This window comes from Amycolatopsis cynarae, assembly GCF_026802195.1.
GTDB lineage: Bacteria > Actinomycetota > Actinomycetes > Mycobacteriales > Pseudonocardiaceae > Amycolatopsis_E > Amycolatopsis_E rhizosphaerae.
Map to the genome: position 1 here is coordinate 1,154,287 of NZ_CP113836.1, position 23,238 is coordinate 1,177,524.

The following is a 23,238-nucleotide window of genomic DNA, read 5'->3' on the forward strand; positions in this document are numbered from 1 at the left end:
CCGGAATCGTAACCGTGCCTGCCGGTTCCGTTCAGTTCAGCGCTTGTCCCGCGTTCTCCAGTGCGGCCGCGGCGGCGACGCGGTCGAGCCAGCGCTGCCAGCGGCCCGCCCCGTGTGCCGGTTCGGCCCAGGGGGTGGTGGTCCGCACCAGGCGGACCCCGGGCCGGGTCAGCCAGCGCAGCAGCACGCCCACCTCCTCCTCGGGGGCGCCATAAAGGGGGCCCGCTTCCGCCGTGACGGTCTCCGCGGAGGCGATGAGGGCGTCGACCACCGGCATCGGCGGGACGCCGCGTCGGGCCACTCCGGCCGAGGCGAGGCGGCCGTGGCGGACGACCGCGAACTCCCAGCCGCCCTCGCCGTCCGGCGCGGCGGCCACCAGCTCCCGGATGGCCGCGAGCGCGGTGAGGCGATGGGCCTTGCCGATCGCCCGCACCAGCACCGCCAACTCGTCGCGCCGTCGCGCGGCCTGTTCGAAATGATGCCCCGCGGCGAGCTCTTCCACTTGGTGGAGGGCGAGGTCGAGAGGCACGGTGTGCCGGCCCGCGATCAGTTCGGTGACCGCGTGCACCGACGGCGCGTACGCCGCCACCGACTGGTGCCCGGCACACGGGGCGGCGCAGCGGCCCAGTTCGGCCAGGGCGCAGGGTTTGGCGGACGGGGCCTTGGCGGAGATCCGCAGGGTGCAGGTGCGCAGTCCGGCGGCGCCGGCGAGCGTGTCGGCGGCGAGCCGGGCCATCGCCTGCGAGCCGAACGGACCGAGCGCGCCGTCCTTCGGCAGGCGGACCACGGACAGCCGGGGGAAGGCTTCTTCGGTCAGCGCCACCCACCACGACTTCCGCGGGTTCTTCGAGCGCCGGTTGTAGGCGGGCTTGTGTGCCGCGAGCAAACGCAGTTCCCGGACCTGTGCCTCCAGGGCGTGCGAGCACTCGATGCCGTCCACCCGCTGGGCCAGTGCGACCATCTCGCGGATCCGGCCGCGGCTTTCCGAACCGGTGAAGTACTGCCGGACCCGCCGCCGCAGATTGCTCGCCGTCCCCACGTAGAGCACCTCGTCGCCGGGGCCGCGGAACAGGTAGACACCCGGCCGCTCCGGCAGGTGCGCGGCCAGGTTCCGCTTGCCCCGCTGAGCGGGCGTGACCTCCGGCAGGAAGTCCAGCAGCTCTTCCAGGGAGTGCACACCGAGCGGGCCGAGGCGCTCGAGCAGCGCGTGCAACACGTCCACGGTCGCCTTGGCGTCGTCGAGGGCGCGGTGGTTGGGCGTCGTGGCGGCGCCGAACAGCGCCGCCAGCGCGGACAGCCGGAAGCTCGGGGTGTCCTGGCGGGACAGGACCCGGCGGGCGAGGCGGACCGTGCACACCACCGCCGGTTTCGGCCAGGCGTAGCCGTGCCCCTGGCAGGCGGCGCGCAGGAAACCGGTGTCGAACGGGGCGTTGTGCGCGACCAGTACGGCACCCGCGGCGAATTCGAGGAAGGCGGGCAGGACCTGATCGACCGGCGGCGCGTCGTAGACCATGGCGCCGGTGATCCCGGTCAGCGCGACGATCTGCGGCGGGATCGGCACGCCCGGATTGACCAGGGTGGCGAACTCGCCGAGTACCTCGCCGCCGCGTACCTTGACCGCCCCGATTTCGGTGATCCCGTCCGGCCCGGGCCGGGTGCCGGTGGTCTCCAGGTCGACGACCACGAAGGTGGTTTCGCGCAGTGGCGTGCCCAGCTCGTCGAAGGCCAGCTGATCGTGCGCCGAATGCATGACCGGCACCCTAGGCAAGGGCACCGACAGTTCTTCGACCGGCGCGTCGGGCTGGACGCACCTGCCGGTGTCCGGCGCGGCACTCTACCCTGGACAGATGCCGCCCTCAGTGCAGCCGGAAGAACCCGGAGACCCAGGTCTGCGAGCACCGGCGGCCGCCCAGCGCCCGGAACCGGAGCCGGATCCGGGGCCGACCGTGCCCCTCGACTGGCGTGAGCTGCCGGAGCCGGTCCGCACCAGGCTCGCCGAACTCGCCGCCGACGCCCTGGGCAAGCTGCCGCGTGCCGACATCCCGCAGCAGCTCAGACCGGTCGCGAAGTTCGCGCCCGCCAAGCGGGCCCGGCTCGGGGCGGCGGCGTTGCTGAGCACCCTGGAGTCCTCGCCCTCGTTCCGGACCGAAGTGCTCGAGTGGCTGAGGGAGCACCGTCAGGACGCGCTCGACCCGAACGACGAGGATTCCGTCGCCGCGGCCACCGCCGCCGTCCTGCTGGGTGAGGCCAGCGCCACCTCACGCGTCCGGCTCGTCGCGAAGAACGCGGCCGAGACCGCGCTGCGGGCGGAGCGGGACGCGGCGCTGGCCCGGAACCAGAAGCTGGAAGCGGAACTGGCCCGCACCCGGGAGGAACTGGGGCAGGCGCTCGCCGCGATCGAAGCGGCCCGCCACGAGCGGGACGAGGAACTGGACCGGCTCCGGTCCCGGTTGCGGGGCCAAGGGGTGCTGTTGCGCCAGGCCAAGGACGCGGCCGAGGCGGCAAGGGCGGGGGCGGAGCAGGAGGACGCCCGGCTCACCGGCGAGGTGGCTTCGCTCACGGCTCAACTGGAGCGCGAACGGCAGCGGGTGGCGGCCGAGCGGGCCCGCGCGGAGCGGGCGATGGCCGAGGCGGAGATCGCCCGGCAGGCGGCGCGGGAGGCCCGTGAAGCCGACGAGGTCCGGCTCGCGCTGCTGGTCGACACCATCGAGGGGGCGGTGACGGGACTTCGCCGGGAGCTGTCGCTGGACGCCAGCGGCCGTCGCCCCGCCGACCGGGTACGAGGCGCGAGCGGTGTGCCCGGCGGCCAGCGGGTGCGGGATCCGGCCGGTTTGGACCGGTTGCTCGCCCTGCCCAGCGTGCATCTGATCGTGGACGGCTACAACGTCAGCAAGACCGGCTATCCGGAACTGACACTGGCCGACCAGCGTGACCGGCTGGTGCAGCAACTCGGCGCGCTCGCCGCACGGACCGGGGCCGAGGTGACCGTGGTGTTCGACGGCGCCGGTGTGCTGTCCGTACCGACCGCGGCGATCCGCGGGGTGCGCGTGCTCTTCTCCGATCCCGGCGTGCAGGCCGATGACGTGATCCGGTCACTGGTCAGGGCCGAGCCCGCCGGCCGCCCGCTGGTGGTGGCGACCTCGGATCGCGCGGTCGCCGACTCCACGCGCGGGGTGGGCGCGCATTCCGTTGCTTCCGCGATCCTGCTGACCAGGCTGGGCCGCGTCTGAGCGGCTGCTTTGCCGGAAGCCCGGGTTCGGCCATTGTTCGGCGGTTGTTTCGAACATCGGGGGAGAGATGGCCGGAAAATGTCGGTGGGTGTCCTTACCGTTGCTTGTCGTACTCATTCCAGGCGGTTCGAGGAGGCAGCGATGGAGGAAGACACCCTGGTCGTGGACTGCGGACGGTGCGCCGTTCAGGGCAGTGGCTGCGCCGACTGCGCGATCAGTGTGCTGCTGAACGCCCCACCGGTGATCGAATGGGATCAGGAGGAATTGAGTGCGATCGACGCACTCGCCGAAGGCGGGCTCATTCCGGGGCTGAAACTGGTGCCGATGGGGCGGTTCCGGCGGGGGCGAGCGGCCTGAAACGCCGGGAAATGTGACCGGCGCGGGCTGAAGCGGAGAACCACACCAAAGCGTTAAACGGTCGATTGCGGCGCCCAACGGTCAGTAGTACCAGCGAGCGAAATTGTGAGCTTCACCACGCCGGTTGTGTCATCGCTGGTCCGAACGGGGTTCGCCCTGGCTACCCACAGTTTTAACCCCGGCCCTGCTAGACGTGACGGCGGCTGTTTCGTAACCTAGCCGAGATCTCGCGGCCGGTAGCCGACGCAACCCGCGTCGGCGACGCGGGATTGCCACCGAAGCAGCTTTGTCGGGGAGCTGCGCCGGAACCACCGTTTTCACAGGTCCAGGTGCGCTGCCGCGTGCCAGGGCCGGGGTGGCGAAGCGCCGTTGTACCGGAAGCCGGGTGTCTGTGTCCGTCCGCTCCGGTGAGCAGAGGTGATCAGCCCTGCGCGCGGCGACCGGTAGGTGGCCGAATGCAAAGGAGACACGCGCGGCGTGCAGTCGCAACCGATCAAGCGCGTGGTCGCAGGAGCCCTGGCCGCTGCCGCGGTGATCACCGCGGTGAGCGTGGGGGCTCCGGCCAGCGCGGTCACCCCCGCTCTACAGAACCCACCCACCACCTCATCCGATGCCCTCGCGCAGTACCGTGCTGCCGCCGCACAGGCGGAGCAGCTCAACGAGGACGCGCTCAACGCCCAGTCCGACTTCAACGCCAAGCAGGCCGAGCTGGCCAAGGCCAACATCGACCTGCAGGCGGCCAACGCCAGGGTGCAGGCGGCGCAGGCCGACGCGGCCGGGGTCCAGTCCGCGGTCGACCAGTTCACCGATGCCTCGTTCATCAGCGGAGCGCAGTACAACCGCCTGTCGGCCCTGCTGACCGGAACCTCCGCGCAGGACTTCCTCGACCGGTCTTCGGCGCTGGCCGTGCTGGCCGACGACAAGAACAAGGCCCTCTCGCAGTACACCTCCGCGATCGATGCCGCGGCCAGCGCGCAGCAGCAGGCGGCGGACGCCAAGAACCGCGCCCAGGCCGCCTCGGATGCCGCGGCACAGCTGCTCAACGACCTGCACGCCCGCCAGGACGCGCTGAACAAGCAGGTCAGCGACCTTAAGCAGCTGGCAACCCGGCTCAGCGCGGCCGACCGGGCCGCCCAGCGGGACACGGGCGGATCGAACCCGAACCTGCCCGCCCCGACCGCGGCGGCGCAGACGGCGATCAACGTCGCGCTCAGCAAGCTCGGTGACCCCTACGGCTGGGGCGACACCGGCCCCAACTCGTTCGACTGCTCGGGCCTGACCCAGTACTCGTACCGGCAGGCGGGCATCACGCTGCCGCGGACCGCCGCCGAGCAGCAGGGCTTCGGCCTGTACGTGTCCAGGGCGGACCTTCAGCCCGGTGACCTGGTGTTCTACGGTTCACCGGCGCACCACGTCGGTATCTACCTCGGCGACGGCAAGATGGTGCACGCCCCGACCACCGGTGACGTGGTCAAGATTTCCTCGCTCCAGAACGACTACTCCGGAGCGCGCCGGGTCGCGTACTGACCTGGTGGCGAAGCAGGGGCGGCACCGCGCACGGTGCCGCCCCTGCTGCGTTCGGGGGGTTGACGGCGGGGCCGGTAATCTCCCACCGTGCCTCGGACCCTGCTGGTGACCAACGACTTCCCGCCCCGCCCCGGAGGTATCCAGAACTACCTCGACGCACTGGCCCGGCGGCTGCCGCCGGACGATCTCGTCGTGTACGCCCCGTCCTGGCACGGTTCCTCCGGTTCGCACCCCGAATTCGACGCCGCCGCGCCGTTCGAGATCGTCCGGCATCCCACTTCGCTGATGCTGCCCACCCCGGACGTGCTGCGGAGGGCCAGGGAACTGCTGCGGTCGCGGGACTGCGAATCGGTGTGGTTCGGTGCCGCCGCCCCGCTGGCGTTGCTGGCGCAGCCGTTGCGCGCGGCGGGGGCGGAGCGGGTCGTCGCCTCCACCCACGGGCACGAGGTGGGCTGGTCGATGCTGCCGGGCGCGCGGCAGGCACTGCGGCGGATCGGTGACACCACCGATGTGCTGACCTTCGTCAGCAAGTACACCCGCGGCCGGTTCGCCTCGGCCTTCGGCCCGATGGCCGGCCTGGAGTACCTGCCATCGGGAGTCGACACGGACTTCTTCCGGCCCGACGACGCGGCCCGGGCGGAGATCCGGGCCCGGCACGGGCTCGGCGACCGTCCCACCGTGGTGTGCGTGTCGCGGCTGATGCCGCGCAAGGGACAGGACATGCTGATCCGGGCGCTGCCCCAGGTGCGGCGGACGGTGCCGGACGCGGCGTTGCTGCTGGTCGGCGGCGGTCCTTACCGGGAAACGCTGTCCCGTCTCGCCGGTGAACTGGGACTCACCCGCGACGTGGTGCTGACCGGTTCGGTGCCCTGGCAGGAGCTTCCCGCGCACTACGTGGCGGGCGACGTGTTCGCGATGCCCTCGAGGACGCGGGGCGGGGGGCTCGACGTGGAGGGGCTCGGGCTGGTCTACCTGGAGGCTTCGGCGAGCGGGCTGCCGGTGATCGCGGGAAACTCGGGCGGCGCTCCCGAAACCGTGCTCGAGGACGTGACCGGGCACGTGGTCGACGGCCGGGACGTGGCGGGGCTGGCGGAAACCCTGGTGCCGCTGCTTCAGGACCCGGTGAGGGCGCGGAAGATGGGCGAGGCGGGACGGTCCTGGGTGCGCGAGCACTGGCGCTGGGACGTGCTGGCCGCGCGGCTTTCCCGGCTGCTCACCCCGTGACCGGGTCGGCGGCTCGTCCGGCGAATCGTCCGCCGGGCACGGCCGCGACCGCCGGGTGGCGCGGGTCGTCGGCCCGGACCAGCAGGTCCGCGATCTCGCCTGGCCGCACTTCGTGCTCGTAGCGTTCGAACGCGGGCAGGGCCCAGTGCTGGTCTTCGGGCAGCCTGCGGCGCAGCGCCGCGGGCGAGATCGCCAGGTGCACCGTGAGGTCGAAGGGCAGGCCGCGTCCGAGAAGCAGTTCGCCGTCGGCGATCAGCACGGCGCCGGGCGGAAGCGCGACGCGATCGAGGCGGGTCGCGCGGTCCCGTTCGGCGTCCCACAGCGCGGGCAGGACCTCGCCGCTGCCGCCGGGGGCGAGGGGTTCGAGCACCTCGCGCCGCAGCGCCCCCTCGTCCAGCCAGTCCCGGTAGCGCACGTCCGGGTCCCGCCTGCCCCGTTCGAAGCGGAGTGAAGCCGGGCGCAAAAAGTCCTTTGTGGATACTCGGAGTGGTCGTCGGCCGTTGACCCGCAACGGGTCCACCATCGCGTCCGCCAGCGTCGCGGTGTCGAGTGCGCCGTCGACGGCGATCCGGACCCAGCCGGTGCCCGGCCGCGACAGCACGCGTTCGGCCAGTTCCCCGGCGAGCCGCTCCCACGAGATCGGCCGGAATCTCATACCGCGATCCTGCCACGGCAGGGGACGGGCGGCAGGGATGCCGGAATTGTCGTACCCCGGTGCCAGCATGGGCCGTATGACCGGACAAGTGGGAAAGACGGCGGACGCGGGCTGGCAGATCGGGGTGTCCCGGACCCTGCCCCACCCGCTCGTCGACGTATGGACGTTCATCGCGGAGGACGGGGTGGGGCTCTGGCTCGGGCCGGGTGTGCCGCTCCCGCTCGAACGGGGCGCGCACTACCGGACGGACGACGGAATCACCGGGGAGATCCGGAGTTTCCACCCGCTGGACCGGGTGCGGCTCACCTGGCGCCCGTCCGGCTGGGGGCACGACTCCACGGTGCAGGTGACGGTCCGGTCGTCGGGCCCGAAGACCTCGTTGCGATTCCACCAGGAGCGGCTTTTGGGGCCGGAAGAGCGTGCCGCGCAGCACGAGTACTGGCAGGCGAAGATGGACGGTGTGGCGGCGGCACTGGCGGCGCCGGCCACCCGCTGAGCACGGGCACGATTTCCCCCGGTGAGCCGTTGTCGGGACACGAGGACGGTCACTGGTGGGAGGAAAAGGGACATGCCCCTGCTCGACGAGCCGGTTCAGCTCGATCGCGACTTCATCCACGATCCGCACGCCGTCTACGCGGCTCTGCGTACCGAAGCGCCGGTCCGCCCGGCGATCATGCCGAGAGGTCTGCGGGTCTGGCTGGTCACCCGCTACGCCGAGGCCAGGGAACTGCTCGCCGATCCCCGGCTGAGCAAGGACAACCAACGGGCGGCGGAGCTGTTCCGGCAGAGGATCACCGCGACGGGCCAGGCCGCCTTCTCCTCGTCGCTGGCCGCGCACATGCTCAACACCGACCCGCCGGACCACACGCGGCTGCGCAAGCTGGTGAACAAGGCGTTCACCGCGCGCACCGTGTCCCGGTTGCGGCCCCGGATCGAGGAGATCGCGGACGGGTTGCTCGACGAGGTGGCCGCGGCGGGCGCGGTGGACCTGCTCGAGGCCTTCGCCTTCCCGCTGCCGATCACGGTCATCTGCGAACTCCTCGGGGTGCCCAGCACGGATCGCGACCGGTTCCGGGCCTGGTCCAACACCATCGTCTCGGCCTCCACCCCCGAGCGGCTGCACGAGGATTCCACCGCGCTGGCCGCCTATCTCGCCGAACTGGTCGCGGCCAAGCGCGGGAAACCGACCGAGGATCTGCTCTCCGACCTGGTCCACGTGTCGGACGCGGACGATCAGCTCTCGGAGGTCGAACTCGTCTCGATGGCCTTCCTGCTGCTGGTCGCGGGCCACGAGACCACGGTCAACCTGATCGGCAACGGTGTACTGGCCCTGCTGCGCCACCCCGACCAGCTCGCGATGCTGCGGTCGGATCCGTCGCTGGTGCCCAACGCGGTCGAGGAGTTCCTGAGGTTCGACGGCCCGATCAATGTCGCCACCGTGCGCTTCACGACCGAGCCGGTCGGAGTCGGTGAGGTCGAAATCCCGGAAGGCGAGTTCGTCATGGTGTCGCTGATGGCCGCGAACCGGGACGCGGAACGGTTCCCCGATCCCGACCGGCTCGACGTGACCCGTCCGGCCGGGGGCCATCTCGCTTTCGGGCACGGGATCCACTACTGCGTCGGTGCGCCGCTGGCCCGCCTCGAAGCCGGGATCGCACTGGGCAAGCTGGTGAGCCGGTTCCCGAAGCTGGAACTCGACGGAGAGGCGGAGGCGTTGCGGTGGCGGGACAGCACGCTGATCCGGGCACTGGAAACCCTGCCGGTCCGCGTCGGCTGAGTCCCGCGGGAGCACCGGGGTAGGGTGCCGGCTGTGCGCCCGGAGGAACTGCTCGCTCTCGACGCCCGGCACGTGTGGCATCCCTACGCCCCGATGCCGGGGCAGGTGCCGCCGCTGCTGGTGACCGAGGCCTCCGGGGTGCGGTTGCGGCTGGCGGACGGCCGGGAGCTGGTGGACGGCATGTCCTCCTGGTGGGCGGCCATCCACGGCTACCGGAACCCGGTGCTCGACGCGGCCCTGGCCACGCAGGCGGGCCGGATGAGCCACGTCATGTTCGGCGGGCTGACGCACGAACCGGCGATCCGGCTCGCCACGCGGCTGGCGGAGCTGACCCCGGACGGGCTGGAGCACGTGTTCCTCTGTGATTCGGGATCGGTGGCCGTCGAGGTGGCGGTCAAGATGTGCCTGCAGTACTGGCGGTCGGCGGGGCGCGGGGAGAAGCGCCGTCTGCTGACCTGGCGCGGGGGCTATCACGGAGACACCTTCCACCCGATGAGCGTGTGCGATCCGGAGGGCGGAATGCACGCGCTGTGGCGGGGTGTGCTGCCGGAGCAGGTTTTCGTGCCCGAACCGCCCGCCGGATTCGGCGCTCCGGTGGACCAGTCCTATGTGGATGTTCTCGAGGAGTCGATCGCGCGGCACGCCGGGGAACTGGCCGCCGTCATCGTCGAACCCGTGGTCCAGGGCGCCGGGGGCATGCGGTTCCACCACCCTGGATACCTCCGGGTGCTGCGCGAGCTGACCGAGGCCCATGACGTGCTGCTGGTCTTCGACGAGATCGCCACCGGCTTCGGGCGCACCGGCGCGCTGTTCGCCGCGGAGCACGCGGGGGTGGCACCCGACGTCCTGTGCCTCGGCAAGGCGCTGACCGGCGGCTACCTGAGCCTGGCTGCCGCGCTGTGCACGCCGGAGGTGGCCGCCGGGATCTCGCGGGGCGAGGTGCCGGTGCTGGCACACGGTCCCACGTTCATGGGCAACCCGCTGGCCTCGGCGGTCGCCAACGCCTCGCTCGACCTGCTGGCCGATCGGGACTGGCGGGCGGAGGTCCGGCGGATCGAGGCCGGCCTGAGCGCGGGGCTCGCCGCCGCCTCCGGGCTCGGCTCGGTGGTGGACGTGCGGGTGCTCGGGGCGATCGGGGTGGTGCAGCTCGATCACCCGGTGGACCTGGCGAAGGCGACACTGGCCGCCACGGAGCGCGGGGTGTGGCTGCGGCCGTTCCGCGATCTGGTGTACACCATGCCGCCGTACCTGTGCGGCGACGACGAGATCGCCTCGATCTCCGAAGCGATGGTGGCCGCCGCGCGCGTGGCCTGAGGCGGCTTCGACGGAGCCCTGGTGACAGTGTCCTTAGTGGACGCTGCCAAGGTTCACCCGATTTGGTGTGGGCGGCGACACCGCGGGAAAAGTACTCACGCATCGTGGTCAACATCCGATGTCACCACTCGTGAGAGTGACGCTTTCTCGCTCTGGGTGGCGGAGTCAGGTCCGGTACCTCCCGAAATGTCGCTGGTGGTGCATTGTGAACAAGACGTGAGGATCTCTTTACATAACGGACATTCCGCCCGGTTTTCGGTATCACTGGATTACCGGCTGTCATCGCGGACGCCGGATTCCCCGGCCACCCTCCCCGTATCGGGGCCCTCACGACGGAGGCACGAATGATCGACCTGTCCGCTCGCGAACGCGAGCACGAGCACGCACCACCCGGCCCGCGCTGGCGGTCGGCACTGCACACCCTGCGCCACGACCTCCCGGCTTCGCTGGTGGTGTTCCTGGTAGCGGTTCCCCTTTCACTGGGCATCGCGCTCGCCTCGGGGGCCCCGGTGGTCGCCGGGCTGATCGCGGCGATCGTCGGCGGCATAGTGGCCGGATCGCTCGGCGGATCCGCCCTGCAGGTCAGCGGCCCGGCGGCGGGGCTCACCGTGATCATGGCCGAGACCATCGCCGAGTTCGGCTGGGCCGCCACCTGTGCGATCACCATGCTGGCCGGACTGCTGCAGATCCTGTTCGGGCTCAGCCGCGTGGCCCGCGCCGCGCTCGCCATCTCCCCGGCCATCGTGCACGGCATGCTCGCCGGCATCGGCGTGACCATCGTGCTGGCCCAGCTGCACGTCGTACTGGGCGGCAGCGCGCAGAGTTCCCCCGTGGACAACCTGCTCCAGCTCCCGCGCCAGCTGGTGGCCCTGCACGGCCAGGCCACTCTGCTCGGCCTGCTCACCATCGCCGTGCTGCTGATCTGGGGCAGGCTGCCCGCGGCCGTCCGCAAGGTGCCGGGCCCCCTGGTCGCCATCGCCGGGATCACCGTCCTGTCCGTGGCTGCCGGGATGAACGTGCCCCGCGTGGACGTGCCGTCGAACGTGCTCGAAATCCGCTTCGTGCCGATGCTTCCCGACGGCGGCTGGTTCGACTTCGGCCTCGCCGCCGTGACCGTGGCGCTGGTCGCGAGCGTCGAGAGCCTGCTCTCCGCCGTGGCCACCGACAAGATGCACACCGGGCCGAGAGCCGATCTCAACCGTGAACTGGTGGGGCAGGGGGCCGCGAACCTCGCGTCCGGGGCGCTCGGCGGCCTGCCCGTCACCGGTGTGATCGTCCGCAGCTCCACCAACGTCCAGTCCGGCGCGCGCTCCCGCGCCTCCGCGGTGCTGCACGGGCTGTGGGTCCTGCTGTTCGTGGCGGTGCTGGCCGGGCTCATCCGCAACATCCCGCTCGCCGCGCTGGCGGGGCTCCTGGTGCACGTGGGCGCCCGGCTGGTGAACGTCGAGCACATCAAGGACGTGCTCCGCCACGGGGATCTGCCGGTCTACCTGATCACGCTGGGCGGGGTGGTCGCGTTCGATCTGCTCACCGGGGTGCTGATCGGGCTCGGCACCGCCGCGGTGATCATGCTGCGGCGGCTGCTCTGGGCCGGGATCCACGCCGAACGCGACGGCGAGGAATGGCGTGTCGTGGTCGAAGGCGCACTGTCGGCCCTGTCGATCCCCCGGCTGTCGACCGTCCTCGGCGGCATCCCCCGGGGCACGCGCGTCACCCTCGAACTCGTCGTCGACTACCTCGACCACGCCGCCTTCGACCTCCTCTCCGGCTGGCAGCAGGCCCACGAGCGGGCCGGGGGCCGGGTACTGGTGGACGAGATCGGGCACCCGTGGTTCGAGCGCGGCAAGGCGGGGGAACCGACCGTGCACCGGGCACGGGCCAAGCCGGTCGTGCCCCGCTGGTTCGCCCCGTGGTCGCAGTGGCAGCGCGGGCAGGAGGACCTGGCGGTGGAGGTCCCCGCCCAGCGCTCGCCGGAAAGCTCGATGCGCCGGGGAATGGTGGAGTTCGAGCGCCGCACCGCGGAACTGGTCCGGCCGATCCTGAGCAGGCTGGCGAACGTGCATGAACCGCAGACGTTGTTCCTCACCTGCGGGGACGCGCGGATCGTGCCGAACCTGATCACCAGCAGCGGGCCGGGCGACCTGTTCACCATCCGCAACATCGGCAACCTGGTGCCGGACCACGCCCTCTGCGAGGAAGGGGCCGACGCCTCGATCGGGGCCTCCCTGGAGTTCGCCGTGGACGTGCTCAAGGTGCGCGAGATCGTGGTGTGCGGGCATTCCTCGTGCGGGGCGATGAAGGCCCTCATCGACGGGGCCCCGGCGGACAGCCCCGCCCTGCGCGCGTGGCTGCGACATGCCGCGCCGAGCCTGGAGCGAGCCCAGAGGCACCCGCGGCTCGCGATCGAGGGCGAGGTGCCCGGATCGGAAGCCGACCAGTTGGCGCTGCACAACGTGCTGCAACAGCTCGACCGGCTCCGCGAGTACCCGACCATCGCCCGCGCCCAGGCGCGCGGGGACATCGAACTGGTGGGCATGTACTTCGACGTGGGTGCCGCTCGCGTGCACCTCTACGACGCCGAGAGCGGCACGTTCACCTCGGCGGGCCGCCGGATCGTCACCGGTTAGGAGGCGATCGGCGGTGAATTGAAGCGGGGAAGGGCCGTCGCGTCGACGCCGGTACTACGGTGAACTGCCGTGAGCATCCTGGTAGTGACCGGAACGGGTACCGGCGTCGGCAAGACGGCCGTGACCGCCGCGATCGCCGCGCTCGGCAGGGCGAGCGGCCGGCGGGTCGCGGTGCTCAAACCGGCGCAGACGGGCGTGGCACCGGGCGAGCCGGGTGACCTCGCCGAGGTGGTACGGCTGGCGGGCGAGGTCACCACGCGCGAGCTGCGGCGCTATCCGGACCCGCTGTCGCCGGAGGCGGCCGCCCGGCGCAGCGGCATCCCCGTGGTCGGGCCTGCCGAGATCGCCGCGGCGGCGACCGAACTCGGCACCGCACACGATCTGGTGCTGGTCGAGGGGGCGGGGGGCCTGCTGGTCCGGTTCGGTCCCGATGGCAGCACCCTCGCCGACGCCGCGTGGGCGCTCGGCGCCGCCGTCCTGGTGGTGGCCGAGGCAGGCCTTGGCACGCTCAACGCCACGGCGCTCACCGCGGAGGTCGCCACCGCGCGCGGCCTGCACGTGCCCGGTGTGGTGATCGGCTCGTGGCCGGCCGAGCCGGATCTGGCCATGCTCTGCAACGTGGTGGACCTGCCGGTCGCCGCCGGCGCACCGCTGCTCGGTGCCCTGCCCGCCGGGATCGGCGGGCAGGACCGGGCCGGGTTCCTCGCCAGGGCGCGGGCCGGGCTGTCGCCCTGGTTCGGCGGGGAGTTCGACCCCGAGCGGTTCGAGAAGGAGGCGTCGGCGCGAACGTGACGCTTGTCGCTGTTCTTCCCCACGCCCGTACGGCAGCATGGTGCGCTGGGCCGGGACCGGCGGGCGGTGCCGGAGGGCCTGGTGGCCGGAAAGACCGAAGGGAAGGTTGTTCGTGACCTCAGCACCCGAACAGACCGACGTGCTCGCCGTGGCGCGGGAGCAGGTGCTCGAACGCGGAACCGGCCTGTCCGAGCCGCAGGTGCTCGAGGTGCTGCGCCTGGGCGACGATCGACTGTCCGAGCTGCTCGCCCTCGCCCACGAGGTGCGGATGCGCTGGTGCGGGCCGGAGGTGGAGGTCGAGGGCATCGTCAGCCTCAAGACCGGCGGCTGTCCGGAGGACTGCCATTTCTGCTCGCAGTCGGGCCGGTTCCCCACACCCGTCCGCTCCGCCTGGCTGGACATCCCGGGCCTGGTGAAGGCCGCACGGCAGACCGCGGAGACCGGGGCGACCGAGTTCTGCATCGTCGCCGCCGTCCGCGGCCCGGATGCGCGGCTGCTGTCGCAGGTGCGCGAGGGCATCAAGGCGATCCGCGAGGACGGCAACGACATCCAGATCGCCTGCTCGCTGGGCATGCTGACGCAGGAGCAGGTCGACGAACTCGTCGAGATGGGCGTGCACCGCTACAACCACAACCTCGAGACCGCACGCTCCCATTTCCCGAACGTGGTGACCACGCACTCCTGGGAGGAGCGCTGGGAAACGCTGCGCAGGGTGCGGGACGCCGGGATGGAGGTCTGCTGCGGCGGGATCATCGGCATGGGGGAGAGCCAGGAGCAGCGTGCGGAGTTCGCCGTCCAGCTGGCGGAGCTGGACCCGCACGAGGTGCCGATGAACTTCCTCATTCCGCAGCCCGGCACCCCGTACGAGAAGTACGAGGTGGTCGAGGGCAAGGACGCGCTGCGGGTGGTCGCGGCCTTCCGGCTGGCGATGCCCCGCACCATGCTGCGCTTCGCGGGCGGGCGTGAGCTGACGCTGGGTGACCTCGGCGCGGAGCAGGGCATGCTCGGCGGCATCAATGCGATCATCGTCGGCAACTACCTGACCAACCTCGGCCGCCCCGCGAGCCAGGACCTCCGCATGCTGGCGGAGCTGAAGATGCCGATCAAGGCGCTGAGCGAGTCGCTGTGAGCTCGCCCCTTTCCGGCGCACCGGCCTACTGCGTCCACTGTGGACTTGCACTGGCCGGTGCGGACCACGCGGCCTGCCGCACTCCCCGCACCGCGCTCGAACCGCCCCGGTTCTGCCCGCAGTGCGCCCGCCGGATGGTGGTCCAGGTGTCGCCGGTCAGCTGGACGGCACGATGCAGCCGACACGGTGCGTGCACGAGCGAGGGGACGGGATAGTCTCGCTGTGCCAGTTGGGCCGGCGAAAGGGACAGGGTGGCTGAGGGATCGGTGGAAGCGGGCGAGGGTCCGCGATCCCGGCGTGACGTCGCGGTCGGCCGGATGGTGTTCCGCCTGCCCCGGCCGCGCCCGAAGGTGATCGTCAAGGCGGATCTGCTCCCCGCGGTGAGCGTGCTCTCGCTCGCCGGACTGCTCGGTGTGCCGCTCGGCTGGCTGTGGTCCCGGCTGGCACCGGCCGAACGTGTCCGCGTCTATTCCGACGGCCAGCTCGTCCCGCTGCAACTGGAAAGCTGGCACCGGTTCGACGATCTGGCGATCTTCGCGATGCTCGGGCTGGCGGCCGGTGTCGTCACCGGGGTCGCGGTGTGGCTGATGAGGTCCCGGCGCGGCCCCGTGGTGCTGGCCGCCGCGGTGGGCGGGGCGCTGCTGGCCGCCTGGCTCGGCAGCGTGCTGGGTCTCGCGTTCGCCAACGGCCTGTACTCCGTGGCCACCGCGCCGAAGCTCGGCGACGTCATCGAGGTGGCTCCGCGGCTGGAGTCGGGGTGGGTGCTGGTGGCGCAGCCGCTGGCGACGGCCCTGGTCTACGGCCTGCTCGCCGGCTGGAACGGCCGGGAGGACCTCGGCCGCCGTCTCGGCTGAAGCATTTCCCGTGAGGGACCGGTCGTTGGCCGTGAAGGGACCCTTCACGGCTCGCCCCAGCCCCGTCAGGGGCGTGGAAGTTACGCGCAGACTCAGTTCAGGCAGGCGCGGGAGTCCAGGTAGGGGAGTTCGGGCGGGGGCGCGGGGACCGCGTTCAACGCGGACAGGAAACCGGCTTCCCGGGTGAGCAGCCGCCGGGTCAGGCGCAGGCGGCGCAGCGGATGGGTCTCCTCGAGGAGTCGTTGCCGGTCGGGCAGGGGAAGCAGGCAGTCGGCGGCCAGCAGGTAGGCGAGCGCGGCGGGTGAGGTGTCGGGCGGGGGCGGGGTCCATGCGGCGCGTTCCCAGGCCGATTCGCAGTAACGCCGGTAGGCCGAGCGCGCGGCGCCCGCCAGTCGCGAGGTGGCGTCGGCCGCCGCCGCGGGCAGTCGCTCGTCCGGCACCCATTCCACGGTCGCCATCAGGTACGGCGCCTGGGTTTGGTCGATGTCGAGCAGCCGGAAGCGCCGTTCGCCGTGGGTGAGGATGTCGAACCGGCCGTCCGGCAGGCGTTCACTGTCGCGCAGCACGGCCGCGCAGCCGATGGCGTGCACGTGCTCCACCGACTCGACCTCCCGGACCATCGCCGTCCGGATCGCCACGATCCCGAACCGGCGGTCCGGCACGGTGCCGCTGAGCAGGTCGAGCGCGAGTTGGCGGTAGCGGGGTTCGAACAGGTGCAGGGGCAGGACCGCGCCGGGAAGCAGCACCGTCTGTAGCGGAAACAACGGCAGGGTCGTCTTTTCGCCGTCTTGCGGTTCCGCGTCCTTCACGGGCTACACGCTACTGGGAATCACCCGGCTGTGCTCACCACCGCTTTCCGTAGCTCACCGCCGCCGGCCGCCACTGACCGCCGTTTTCGGCGGCGGCCGCAGGACCGCGAACGGGTCGGTCACCTGGATTCCCTCGCCGCTGAAGGAGAACAGGGCCGCGGGCCTGCCGCCGCTGCGGCCGGAGGGGGCGGTGTGCCCCGTGGGCTTGAGCAGGCCCCGCCGGGACAGCACACGCTGGAGGTTGGTGGCGTCGACGGAGTAGCCGAGCGCTGCGGAGTAGAGCTCCCGCAGCGCCGAGATGGTGAATTCCCGTGGGGCGAGGGCGAAGCCGACGTTGGTGTAGCTCAGCTTCGACCGCAGCCGGTCGCGGGCGCGCAGGATGATGTCGCGATGGTCGAAGGCGGTGCGGGGCAGCGCGTCCACCTCGTGCCAGCGGGTGTCCTCGGGGACCTCCGGGTCCACGTCGGAGGGGACCAGGCCGAGGAAGGCGGTGGCCACCACGCGGGGCCCGGGCACGCGGTCGGGTGCGCTGAACACCGAGAGCTGCTCGACGTGCGAGAGCTGGCGTACGTCCACCTTCTCGGCGAGCTGGCGGCGGATCGAGGTCTCGACGTCTTCGTCCGGGCGGAGCCTGCCGCCGGGCAGCGACCAGCGCCCGACGTGCGGATCCAGCGCCCGCCGCCACAGCAGCACCCGCAGTGTGGCGTAACGCACCTGTAATACGGCCGCCAGAACCTCGTGTGCCAGCGGGGCGCTGCTGTTAATATGACTGTGCATGGTTTTCGATTATAAGGCGAAAACTAGACTGGCTCTAGGAGGGCCGATGGCGACGGCGATGGCGCAGGACTACCAGCCCTACGACGGGGTCGAAGCGGACGAGGCGTGGGCCGAAGAGGTCCGCAGGCTCGCGCGGGAACGCGACGCGGTGGTGCTCGCACACAACTACCAGGTGCCGGCGATCCAGGACATCGCCGACCACACCGGCGACTCCTTGGCCCTGTCCAGGATCGCGGCGGCGAGCGACGCCTCCACCATCGTCTTCTGCGGCGTGCACTTCATGGCCGAGACGGCGAAGATCCTCGCCCCGGAGAAGACCGTCCTGATCCCCGACGCCCGTGCGGGCTGCTCGCTGGCCGACTCGATCGACGCCGCGCAGCTTCGTGCGTGGAAGGCCGAGCACCCCGGTGCCGTCGTGGTGTCCTACGTGAACACCACCGCCGAGGTGAAGGCCGAGACCGACATCTGCTGCACCTCGTCGAACGCGGTCGACGTGGTCGCCTCGATCCCGGCCGGCCGGGAGGTCCTCTTCTGTCCGGACCAGTTCCTCGGGGCCCACGTCAAGCGGGAGACCGGCCGCGAGAACCTGCACATCTGGGCCGGGGAATGCCATGTGCACGCCGGGATCAACGGGCCCGAGCTGGCCGAGCGCGCGGCTGCGAACCCCGGCGCCGACCTGTTCATCCACCCCGAGTGCGGCTGTGCCACCTCGGCGCTCTACCTGGCGGGCGAGGGCACGGTGCCGCGCGAGCGGGTCAAGATCCTCTCCACCGGTGACATGGTGCACGCGGCCAGGGCCACCAAGGCCGGTTCGGTGCTGGTCGCCACCGAGATCGGCATGCTGCACCAGTTGCGCAAGGCCGCGCCGGAGATCGACTTCCGCGCGGTGAACGAGCGTGCCTCGTGCCGGTTCATGAAGATGATCACCCCTGCCGCCCTGCTGCGGTCCCTGCGCGAAGGCGCCGACGAGGTGCACGTGGACCCGGAGACCGCGGCACGGGCCCGCGCCTCGGTGCAGCGCATGATCGAGATCGGCAAGCCGGGCGGTGGCGAATGATCACCGACGTTAGCGACCAACGGTCGAAAACCTGTGCGTGGGAGGCGCGCGCGGACCTGATCGTGCTGGGCAGCGGGGTGGCCGGGCTGACCGCCGCGCTGCGGGCGCAGGACCTCGGTCTGCGCGTACTCGTGGTGACCAAGGCGGCCGTCTCCGACGGCAACACGCGGTGGGCCCAGGGCGGCGTCGCCGTGGTCCTGGACGGTGAGCACGACGAGGGCGATTCGGTGGCCCGGCACGTCGAGGACACCCTGATCGCGGGCGCCGGGCTGTGCGAGCCCGATGCCGTGCGCGCCATCCTGGACGCCGGTCCGCGTGCCGTGGAGTGGCTGCGCGGCTCCGGCGCCCGCTTCGACCCGGGGGCGAGCGGGCTGCTCGCCCGCACCCGGGAGGGCGGGCACAGCGCCTTCCGCGTGATCCACGCCGGCGGGGACGCGACCGGCGCGGAGGTCGAACGCACCCTCGTCGGCCAGGCGACCGGGCGGGGACTCCCCGTACTGGAACGGCATATCGCGGTGGACGCGCTGCTCACTCCGCTCGGTCAGGTGGCCGGGGTGTCGGTGCTGGACCCGGAGGGCGTGCCGGGTGTGCTGCGGGCGCCCGCGGTGCTCGTCGCGACCGGCGGTCTCGGCCAGCTCTACCAGGCGACCTCGAACCCCGAGATCGCCACCGGCGACGGCCTGGCCCTGGCTCTGCGCGCGGGGGCCCAGGCGGCGGACCTGGAGTTCGTGCAGTTCCACCCCACCGTGCTCTACACCCCCGGCGCGCGCGGACGGTGCCCGCTGGTGACCGAAGCGGTGCGCGGGGAGGGGGCGGTCCTGCTCGACGGTGCCGGTGCCCCGGTGATGCGGGGCGTGCACCCGCTCGGCGACCTCGCACCCCGCGACGTCGTGTCCGCGGCCATCACCCGCCGGATGGCGCAGGCGCCGGGCGGTATCGACGATCACGTCTTCCTCGACGCGACTGGGGTTTCCTCGTTCGCGGAACGGTTTCCGACCGTGTACGCCGCCTGCCGGGCGATCGGTGTCGAGCCCGCGCGCGAGCCCATCCCCGTCACCCCGGCCGCGCACTTCGCCTGCGGCGGGGTGGTGACCGGCACGGACGGCCGCACCGGTGTGACCGGGTTGTACGCGGCGGGCGAGGTCGCCAGGACCGGGCTGCACGGGGCGAACCGCCTGGCCTCCAACAGTCTGTTGGAGGGGCTGGTCGCGGGCACGGCGGCGGCCGAGGCGGTCGCCGCGGACCTGGCGGCGGGCGTGCTCGCGGATCCGAAGCAGGGCAGGTCACGGCGGCCGCGGCCGATGCCGGTCGTCGAGCGGGACGCGGTGCAGCGGGTGATGAGCCGGTACGCGGCCATCGGGCGCGACGCCGAGGGGCTCGCGGTCGCCGGCTCGGTGCTCGACCTTTCGACGAAGGAGGTCCTCGTGCGCACGCACCGGGACGTCGAGGACGCCGCGCTCACCCTGGTGGCGCAGGCACTCGTCGCCGCGGCCGCCCGGCGCACCGAGTCGCGGGGAGCCCACGTCCGCCTGGACTTCCCCGAACGCGATGACCACCTGTGGCAGCGCAGCCAGCTGATCCGGTTGAGCCCCTCAGGGCAGCCGGTGCTGGCGGATCCGGTTCCGGCGATGGGAGTGGCATGACCGACCTCGATCACGAGGACCTCCGGCGGGTGGTGGAGACCGCGCTGGCCGAAGACCTCCGGTACGGCCCGGACGCGACGACGCTCGCGACCGTGCCCGGGGACGCGACGGCGACCGCGGAGCTCACGCCAAGGGTGAACGGCACGCTGGCGGGTCTTCCAGCGGCGCTCGCGGTGTTCGACCACGTGCTCGGCGGCGACTACGAAGTGCTGCGGGCGAGCCGGGACGGCGCCAAGCTCGTCGCCGGGGAACCGGCGCTCGTGGTGCGGGGCCCGGTGCGGGGACTGCTCACCGCGGAGCGCACCGCGCTGAACCTGCTGTGCCACCTGTCCGGGATCGCCACCGCCACCGCGGCGTGGGTGTCCGAAGTGGACGGTACCGGCTGCGCGGTCCGCGATTCGCGGAAAACCCTGCCCGGACTGCGGTTGCTGCAGAAGTACGCGGTGCGCTGCGGTGGTGGGGTCAACCACCGGATGGGCCTCGGGGACGCGGTGCTGATCAAGGACAACCACGTGGTGGCCGCCGGATCGGTCACCGCCGCCCTGCGGGCCGCCCGGGAGCACGCCGCCGGCCTGCCGTGCGAGGTCGAGGTGGACAACCTCGACCAGTTGGCCGAAGCGCTGCGCGCGGGCGCCGACGAGGTCCTGCTGGACAACTTCGTACCGGAGGACTGCGCGGCCGCGGTGCGGTTGCGGGACGAGGTGTCGCCCAAGACCCGCCTGGAGGCTTCGGGCGGGCTGCGGCTGGAAAACGCGCGAGCGTACGCCGAAACGGGTGTCGACTACCTCGCCGTCGGTGCGCTCACGCACTCCTCACCGGCCCTCGACCTCGGTATGGACCTTTCCTGAGCGACCTGCCCGGCACCGTTTCGGGGACGGTGCCGGGCCCTCGCTCCCACACACTGATTGGTTCTGTTTGCTAACGTTTGCTCGCAATCGGCAACCACCGGGGGGAGGGAGCGCGGTGGATCTTGACGCGCGGTCAGAACTACGTGGGCGCGTTGTTCCGGCGGGGCGCCCCCGTCCTGGCCTCCACGCCGCGGGAACTGCCCCCCGGCGTTGACGATCCGGAGCCGCTCGCCGCGGCGGGGAGGCTGAGCGCGCTGGCGCGCAGCCGGGTGGAGCCCGCCGACGACCCGCTGATGATCCGGGCGACCCGGTACGCGGTGCTGTTGCCGCTGGCCTACCGGCTGTGCATGCTCCCGGCCGCCTGGCTGTGGCTGGTGCTCGCCTTTCCCGCCACGGCCGTGCTGAACGCGATCGCCTGGCTCGGCATCGCGGGCAACGCCGCGAGCATCCTGTGGGTGCTGCGGGTGCCCGACCGCCGCGGCCGCCGCGCCCCGGTGCTGCTGGCCGCCGACGCCGCGTTCGCGCTGGTGGCCGCGCCGGTCGCGGCCTTCACCTCGCCCGCCGCGCTGTACTGGCCCGGACAGTGGGTGACCTTCGTGTACCTGACCGGCACGGTCGCGCTGTGGACCATCGGGCGCGGGGTGCCCGCGGGACTCCTCGTCGCGGCGCTCGGCACCGCGATGGAGGGGTTGCTGCGGTGGGCGGGACCGCTGCCCCCGATCGGGGACGCCGAGATCGCGACCCTGGTGAGCGGTGCTGCGATGCTCGTGGTCGCGGTGGTGGCGTCCGGGGGAGCGCTCCTGCTGATCGGCCTGGCCACGCGGCTGGCGCTGGCGATCGGGCTGCGCCTGGGGCACACCGCGGAGCGCGACCGCGCCGAGCGGATCCTGCACGACACGGCCCTGCAGGCGCTGGAGGCGATCGCGCTGAGCACCTCCGCCGACGATCGCGATCCCCGCGCGCAACTCGCCCGCGTGCGCGACGCCGCGCGGGCGCAGGCCCGGGAACTGCGGCGCGTCCTCGGCACGGCCGGTGCCCCGGACGGTCTCGCCACCGAACTGGCCGCGGTGGCCGCGGAAATGGCCCGGGACGGTCTCAGGGCCGAGTTGTCGTTGTCGGACATCGGCGACGACCGGCTTTCCGAAGCCCGCCGCGCGGCGATGCGGGACGCGGTGCGGGAAGCGCTGCGGAACACCCTCAAACACGCCGGAACGCGGGATGTGGTGGTGCGTATGGAGGAACGCGACGGCGGGATCGCGGTGGTCACCCGCGATCACGGGGCCGGATACGACGAGGAGGAGCGTCCGCCGGGGTTCGGGGTGAGCGAGTCGATGACGGCGCGGCTGGCCGAGGTCGGTGGCTGGTGCCGGATCGAGTCCCGGCCCGGCGACGGCACCCGGGCCACCCTGTGGGTCCCGCGCTGAGCTTGGCGGAGCGACATGACTTTGCCGGGGCCCTGGTCGATAGGGCCGTGAAGGGGCCCTTCACGGCATCGGGTCGACGCCGGGGAGGTGGCGGTTCGTGGCCCGGACCAGCGGGGCCAGTTCCGGGATCTCGACCACCTCGCGCCCGGCAGCCAGGAGTTGTTCGGCCCCTTCGGCGTCGACGAACAGGTTCGGCTCGCGCCAGGCGAACACCACGCGCGGGATTCCGGCGTCGAGGATGTGCCGGGTGCAGGTGACCGGGCGCGAGGCGCGGGCACTGCACGGCTCCAGCGAGCTGTAGATGGTGGCGCCGGCCAGCCGAGGGTCGGGGCCCAGCTTCGCCAGCGCGATCTCCTCGGCGTGGTCTTTCGGGTCGGTCTCGCCCGAATAGCCGGTGGCCAGCACCCTGTCCTCGGCGTCGGTGATCACGGCGCCGACCCGGAACGTGGCCGAAGGCGGGCACCGTTCCGCGAGTTCGATGGCCTCCCGCAGCCTGCGGTGATCGCGAGCGGCCTGGCCGAGCAGGTAGCGCAGGAGCACGACGTCGCCGAGTTGCCGCACTTCGGCCAGCAGTTGCCTGCCCTGGGGAAAGGAGCCGGTGCCGAGGAACCGGGGCGCGTCCTCCTCCCCGACGAACAGCGGGGCGACCACCAGATGGAGTTCGTCGACGACGTTTTCGCGCAGGAACAACGTGTGCACGCCACCGCCGCCCTCGACCATCAGGCGCCCGATTCCCCGGTCCGCGAGGTCGGCGAGCAGGCGGTGAAGGTCCAGCGGGTCACCGGCGTCGACCACGGTGGCCACCGGACCGAGCCGCGCGGTGGCCTCCGCCACCGCCGGGGTAGGCACGTAGACCAGCTTGCCCGCCGTGCCCGTGGTGAAGAACCCCGCGGCCGGGTCGAGCCTGCCACTGGTGCTGAGGGTGACCTTGACCGGTTGCGGGCCCGAGCGGGTCAGCAGCCGGGGATTGTCGGTGCGGATCGTGTTCGCCCCGACCAGGATCGCGTCGGCACCGGCGCGAACCTGGTCCACCCTGGCGAAATCCTCCTCGCTGGAGAGCAGCAGCCGGTCCCTGCTCGTGTCGTCGAGACGGCCGTCGAGCGATATCGCGGCGGAGGCCAGGACATAGGGGCGTTTGCGCACCCCAGCACTGTCCCACACGAAAACAATGAGCAAAGGCCGGGGTGCGCTCGC

At 72.0% G+C, this 23,238-nt stretch carries 21 protein-coding genes; 16 read left to right on the forward strand and 5 right to left on the reverse strand.

The window, feature by feature from the left end; all coding sequences use genetic code 11:
• Positions 1 to 31: 31 nt before the first annotated feature.
• Positions 32 to 1,750, reverse strand: coding sequence for a DEDD exonuclease domain-containing protein (locus ORV05_RS05680; RefSeq protein ID WP_268757389.1), 1,719 nt, complete (start codon positions 1,748 to 1,750; stop codon positions 32 to 34).
• A gap of 97 nt (positions 1,751 to 1,847) precedes the next feature.
• On the opposite strand from ORV05_RS05680, the gene ORV05_RS05685 reads away from it, so the two are divergent.
• The 4 genes from ORV05_RS05685 to ORV05_RS05700 all read left to right on the forward strand — a co-directional run bounded on the left by ORV05_RS05685 (position 1,848) and on the right by ORV05_RS05700 (position 6,338).
• A complete protein-coding gene (locus tag ORV05_RS05685; RefSeq protein WP_268757390.1) occupies positions 1,848 to 3,230 on the forward strand; it encodes an NYN domain-containing protein in 1,383 nt (460 codons plus the stop codon).
• 141 nt (positions 3,231 to 3,371) lie between these two features.
• On the forward strand, positions 3,372 to 3,587 hold the full coding sequence (locus tag ORV05_RS05690) for a hypothetical protein (protein ID WP_144593408.1): 216 nt from the start codon (positions 3,372 to 3,374) through the stop codon (positions 3,585 to 3,587).
• A gap of 477 nt (positions 3,588 to 4,064) precedes the next feature.
• Entirely contained in the window at positions 4,065 to 5,114 is a 1,050-nt protein-coding gene (locus tag ORV05_RS05695) for a C40 family peptidase (protein WP_268757391.1), read from the forward strand.
• 87 nt (positions 5,115 to 5,201) lie between these two features.
• A complete protein-coding gene (locus ORV05_RS05700; RefSeq protein WP_268757392.1) occupies positions 5,202 to 6,338 on the forward strand; it encodes a glycosyltransferase family 4 protein in 1,137 nt (378 codons plus the stop codon).
• On the opposite strand, the gene ORV05_RS05705 is transcribed toward ORV05_RS05700, so the two are convergent.
• The gene (locus tag ORV05_RS05705) at positions 6,328 to 6,993 is read right to left on the reverse strand and encodes a nucleoside/nucleotide kinase family protein (protein ID WP_268757393.1); all 666 of its coding nucleotides are present in this window, start codon (positions 6,991 to 6,993) and stop codon (positions 6,328 to 6,330) included. The genes ORV05_RS05700 and ORV05_RS05705 overlap by 11 nt on opposite strands.
• 76 nt (positions 6,994 to 7,069) lie before the next feature.
• On the opposite strand from ORV05_RS05705, the gene ORV05_RS05710 reads away from it, so the two are divergent.
• The 8 genes from ORV05_RS05710 (at position 7,070) to ORV05_RS05745 (ending at position 15,486) form a co-directional block, all read left to right on the forward strand.
• The gene (locus ORV05_RS05710) at positions 7,070 to 7,489 is read left to right on the forward strand and encodes an SRPBCC domain-containing protein (protein WP_268757394.1); all 420 of its coding nucleotides are present in this window, start codon (positions 7,070 to 7,072) and stop codon (positions 7,487 to 7,489) included.
• Positions 7,490 to 7,561: 72 nt separating this feature from the next.
• Complete coding sequence (locus ORV05_RS05715; RefSeq protein ID WP_268757395.1) at positions 7,562 to 8,770, forward strand: cytochrome P450 family protein; 1,209 nt, start codon at positions 7,562 to 7,564, stop codon at positions 8,768 to 8,770.
• Positions 8,771 to 8,863: 93 nt separating this feature from the next.
• Positions 8,864 to 10,084, forward strand: coding sequence for an adenosylmethionine--8-amino-7-oxononanoate transaminase (locus ORV05_RS05720; RefSeq protein ID WP_407652772.1), 1,221 nt, complete (start codon positions 8,864 to 8,866; stop codon positions 10,082 to 10,084).
• Between the two features lie 344 nt (positions 10,085 to 10,428).
• Entirely contained in the window at positions 10,429 to 12,711 is a 2,283-nt protein-coding gene (locus tag ORV05_RS05725) for a bifunctional SulP family inorganic anion transporter/carbonic anhydrase (RefSeq protein WP_268757397.1), read from the forward strand.
• 69 nt (positions 12,712 to 12,780) lie between these two features.
• Entirely contained in the window at positions 12,781 to 13,503 is a 723-nt protein-coding gene (bioD, locus tag ORV05_RS05730) for a dethiobiotin synthase (protein ID WP_268757398.1), read from the forward strand.
• Positions 13,504 to 13,615: 112 nt separating this feature from the next.
• Positions 13,616 to 14,632 carry a biotin synthase BioB gene (gene bioB, locus ORV05_RS05735; protein WP_268757399.1) on the forward strand — a complete coding sequence of 339 codons (1,017 nt, stop codon included), beginning with the start codon at positions 13,616 to 13,618 and terminating at the stop codon, positions 14,630 to 14,632.
• Positions 14,629 to 14,847, forward strand: a complete 219-nt coding sequence (bsaP, locus tag ORV05_RS05740; RefSeq protein ID WP_144593406.1) for a biotin synthase auxiliary protein BsaP — start codon at positions 14,629 to 14,631, stop codon at positions 14,845 to 14,847. The genes bioB and bsaP overlap by 4 nt, the downstream gene beginning before the upstream one ends.
• A gap of 102 nt (positions 14,848 to 14,949) precedes the next feature.
• On the forward strand, positions 14,950 to 15,486 hold the full coding sequence (locus ORV05_RS05745; RefSeq protein WP_268759713.1) for a DUF2567 domain-containing protein: 537 nt from the start codon (positions 14,950 to 14,952) through the stop codon (positions 15,484 to 15,486).
• Positions 15,487 to 15,578: 92 nt separating this feature from the next.
• On the opposite strand, the gene ORV05_RS05750 is transcribed toward ORV05_RS05745, so the two are convergent.
• Together ORV05_RS05750 and ORV05_RS05755 are read right to left on the reverse strand one after the other, a co-directional pair.
• A complete protein-coding gene (locus ORV05_RS05750) occupies positions 15,579 to 16,295 on the reverse strand; it encodes an LON peptidase substrate-binding domain-containing protein (RefSeq protein ID WP_268757400.1) in 717 nt (238 codons plus the stop codon).
• Positions 16,296 to 16,349: 54 nt separating this feature from the next.
• Positions 16,350 to 17,009, reverse strand: a complete 660-nt coding sequence (locus ORV05_RS05755; protein WP_268757401.1) for an NUDIX hydrolase — start codon at positions 17,007 to 17,009, stop codon at positions 16,350 to 16,352.
• 109 nt (positions 17,010 to 17,118) lie between these two features.
• Between ORV05_RS05755 and nadA the strand changes: the two genes are divergently transcribed.
• The 4 genes from nadA to ORV05_RS05775 all read left to right on the forward strand — a co-directional run bounded on the left by nadA (position 17,119) and on the right by ORV05_RS05775 (position 22,044).
• The gene (nadA, locus tag ORV05_RS05760; protein WP_268757402.1) at positions 17,119 to 18,129 is read left to right on the forward strand and encodes a quinolinate synthase NadA; all 1,011 of its coding nucleotides are present in this window, start codon (positions 17,119 to 17,121) and stop codon (positions 18,127 to 18,129) included.
• Positions 18,126 to 19,772, forward strand: coding sequence for an L-aspartate oxidase (locus tag ORV05_RS05765; RefSeq protein WP_268757403.1), 1,647 nt, complete (start codon positions 18,126 to 18,128; stop codon positions 19,770 to 19,772). Before nadA ends, ORV05_RS05765 begins: the two co-directional genes overlap by 4 nt.
• On the forward strand, positions 19,769 to 20,620 hold the full coding sequence (gene nadC, locus ORV05_RS05770; protein WP_268757404.1) for a carboxylating nicotinate-nucleotide diphosphorylase: 852 nt from the start codon (positions 19,769 to 19,771) through the stop codon (positions 20,618 to 20,620). The genes ORV05_RS05765 and nadC overlap by 4 nt, the downstream gene beginning before the upstream one ends.
• Before the next feature lie 122 nt (positions 20,621 to 20,742).
• Entirely contained in the window at positions 20,743 to 22,044 is a 1,302-nt protein-coding gene (locus tag ORV05_RS05775; protein ID WP_268757405.1) for an ATP-binding protein, read from the forward strand.
• A 60-nt stretch (positions 22,045 to 22,104) separates the two neighbouring features.
• Here ORV05_RS05775 and ORV05_RS05780 read toward each other — a convergent pair whose 3' ends face one another.
• Complete coding sequence (locus ORV05_RS05780; protein WP_268757406.1) at positions 22,105 to 23,187, reverse strand: dihydrofolate reductase family protein; 1,083 nt, start codon at positions 23,185 to 23,187, stop codon at positions 22,105 to 22,107.
• Positions 23,188 to 23,238 lie beyond the last annotated feature (51 nt).

Bases quoted from the DNA above. Each gene is read 5' to 3' on its own strand.
- ORV05_RS05765 (WP_268757403.1), top strand. From the start codon at position 18,126: ATGATCACCGACGTTAGCGACCAACGGTCGAAAACCTGTGCGTGGGAG.
- ORV05_RS05715 (WP_268757395.1), top strand. From the start codon at position 7,562: ATGCCCCTGCTCGACGAGCCGGTTCAGCTCGATCGCGACTTCATCCAC.
- nadC (WP_268757404.1), top strand. From the start codon at position 19,769: ATGACCGACCTCGATCACGAGGACCTCCGGCGGGTGGTGGAGACCGCG.
- ORV05_RS05725 (WP_268757397.1), top strand. From the start codon at position 10,429: ATGATCGACCTGTCCGCTCGCGAACGCGAGCACGAGCACGCACCACCC.
- ORV05_RS05710 (WP_268757394.1), top strand. From the start codon at position 7,070: ATGACCGGACAAGTGGGAAAGACGGCGGACGCGGGCTGGCAGATCGGG.
- ORV05_RS05690 (WP_144593408.1), top strand. From the start codon at position 3,372: ATGGAGGAAGACACCCTGGTCGTGGACTGCGGACGGTGCGCCGTTCAG.
- ORV05_RS05705 (WP_268757393.1), bottom strand. From the start codon at position 6,993: ATGAGATTCCGGCCGATCTCGTGGGAGCGGCTCGCCGGGGAACTGGCC.
- ORV05_RS05685 (WP_268757390.1), top strand. From the start codon at position 1,848: ATGCCGCCCTCAGTGCAGCCGGAAGAACCCGGAGACCCAGGTCTGCGA.
- ORV05_RS05745 (WP_268759713.1), top strand. From the start codon at position 14,950: ATGGTGTTCCGCCTGCCCCGGCCGCGCCCGAAGGTGATCGTCAAGGCG.
- nadA (WP_268757402.1), top strand. From the start codon at position 17,119: ATGGCGACGGCGATGGCGCAGGACTACCAGCCCTACGACGGGGTCGAA.
- ORV05_RS05720 (WP_407652772.1), top strand. From the start codon at position 8,864: ATGCCGGGGCAGGTGCCGCCGCTGCTGGTGACCGAGGCCTCCGGGGTG.
- ORV05_RS05680 (WP_268757389.1), bottom strand. From the start codon at position 1,750: ATGCATTCGGCGCACGATCAGCTGGCCTTCGACGAGCTGGGCACGCCA.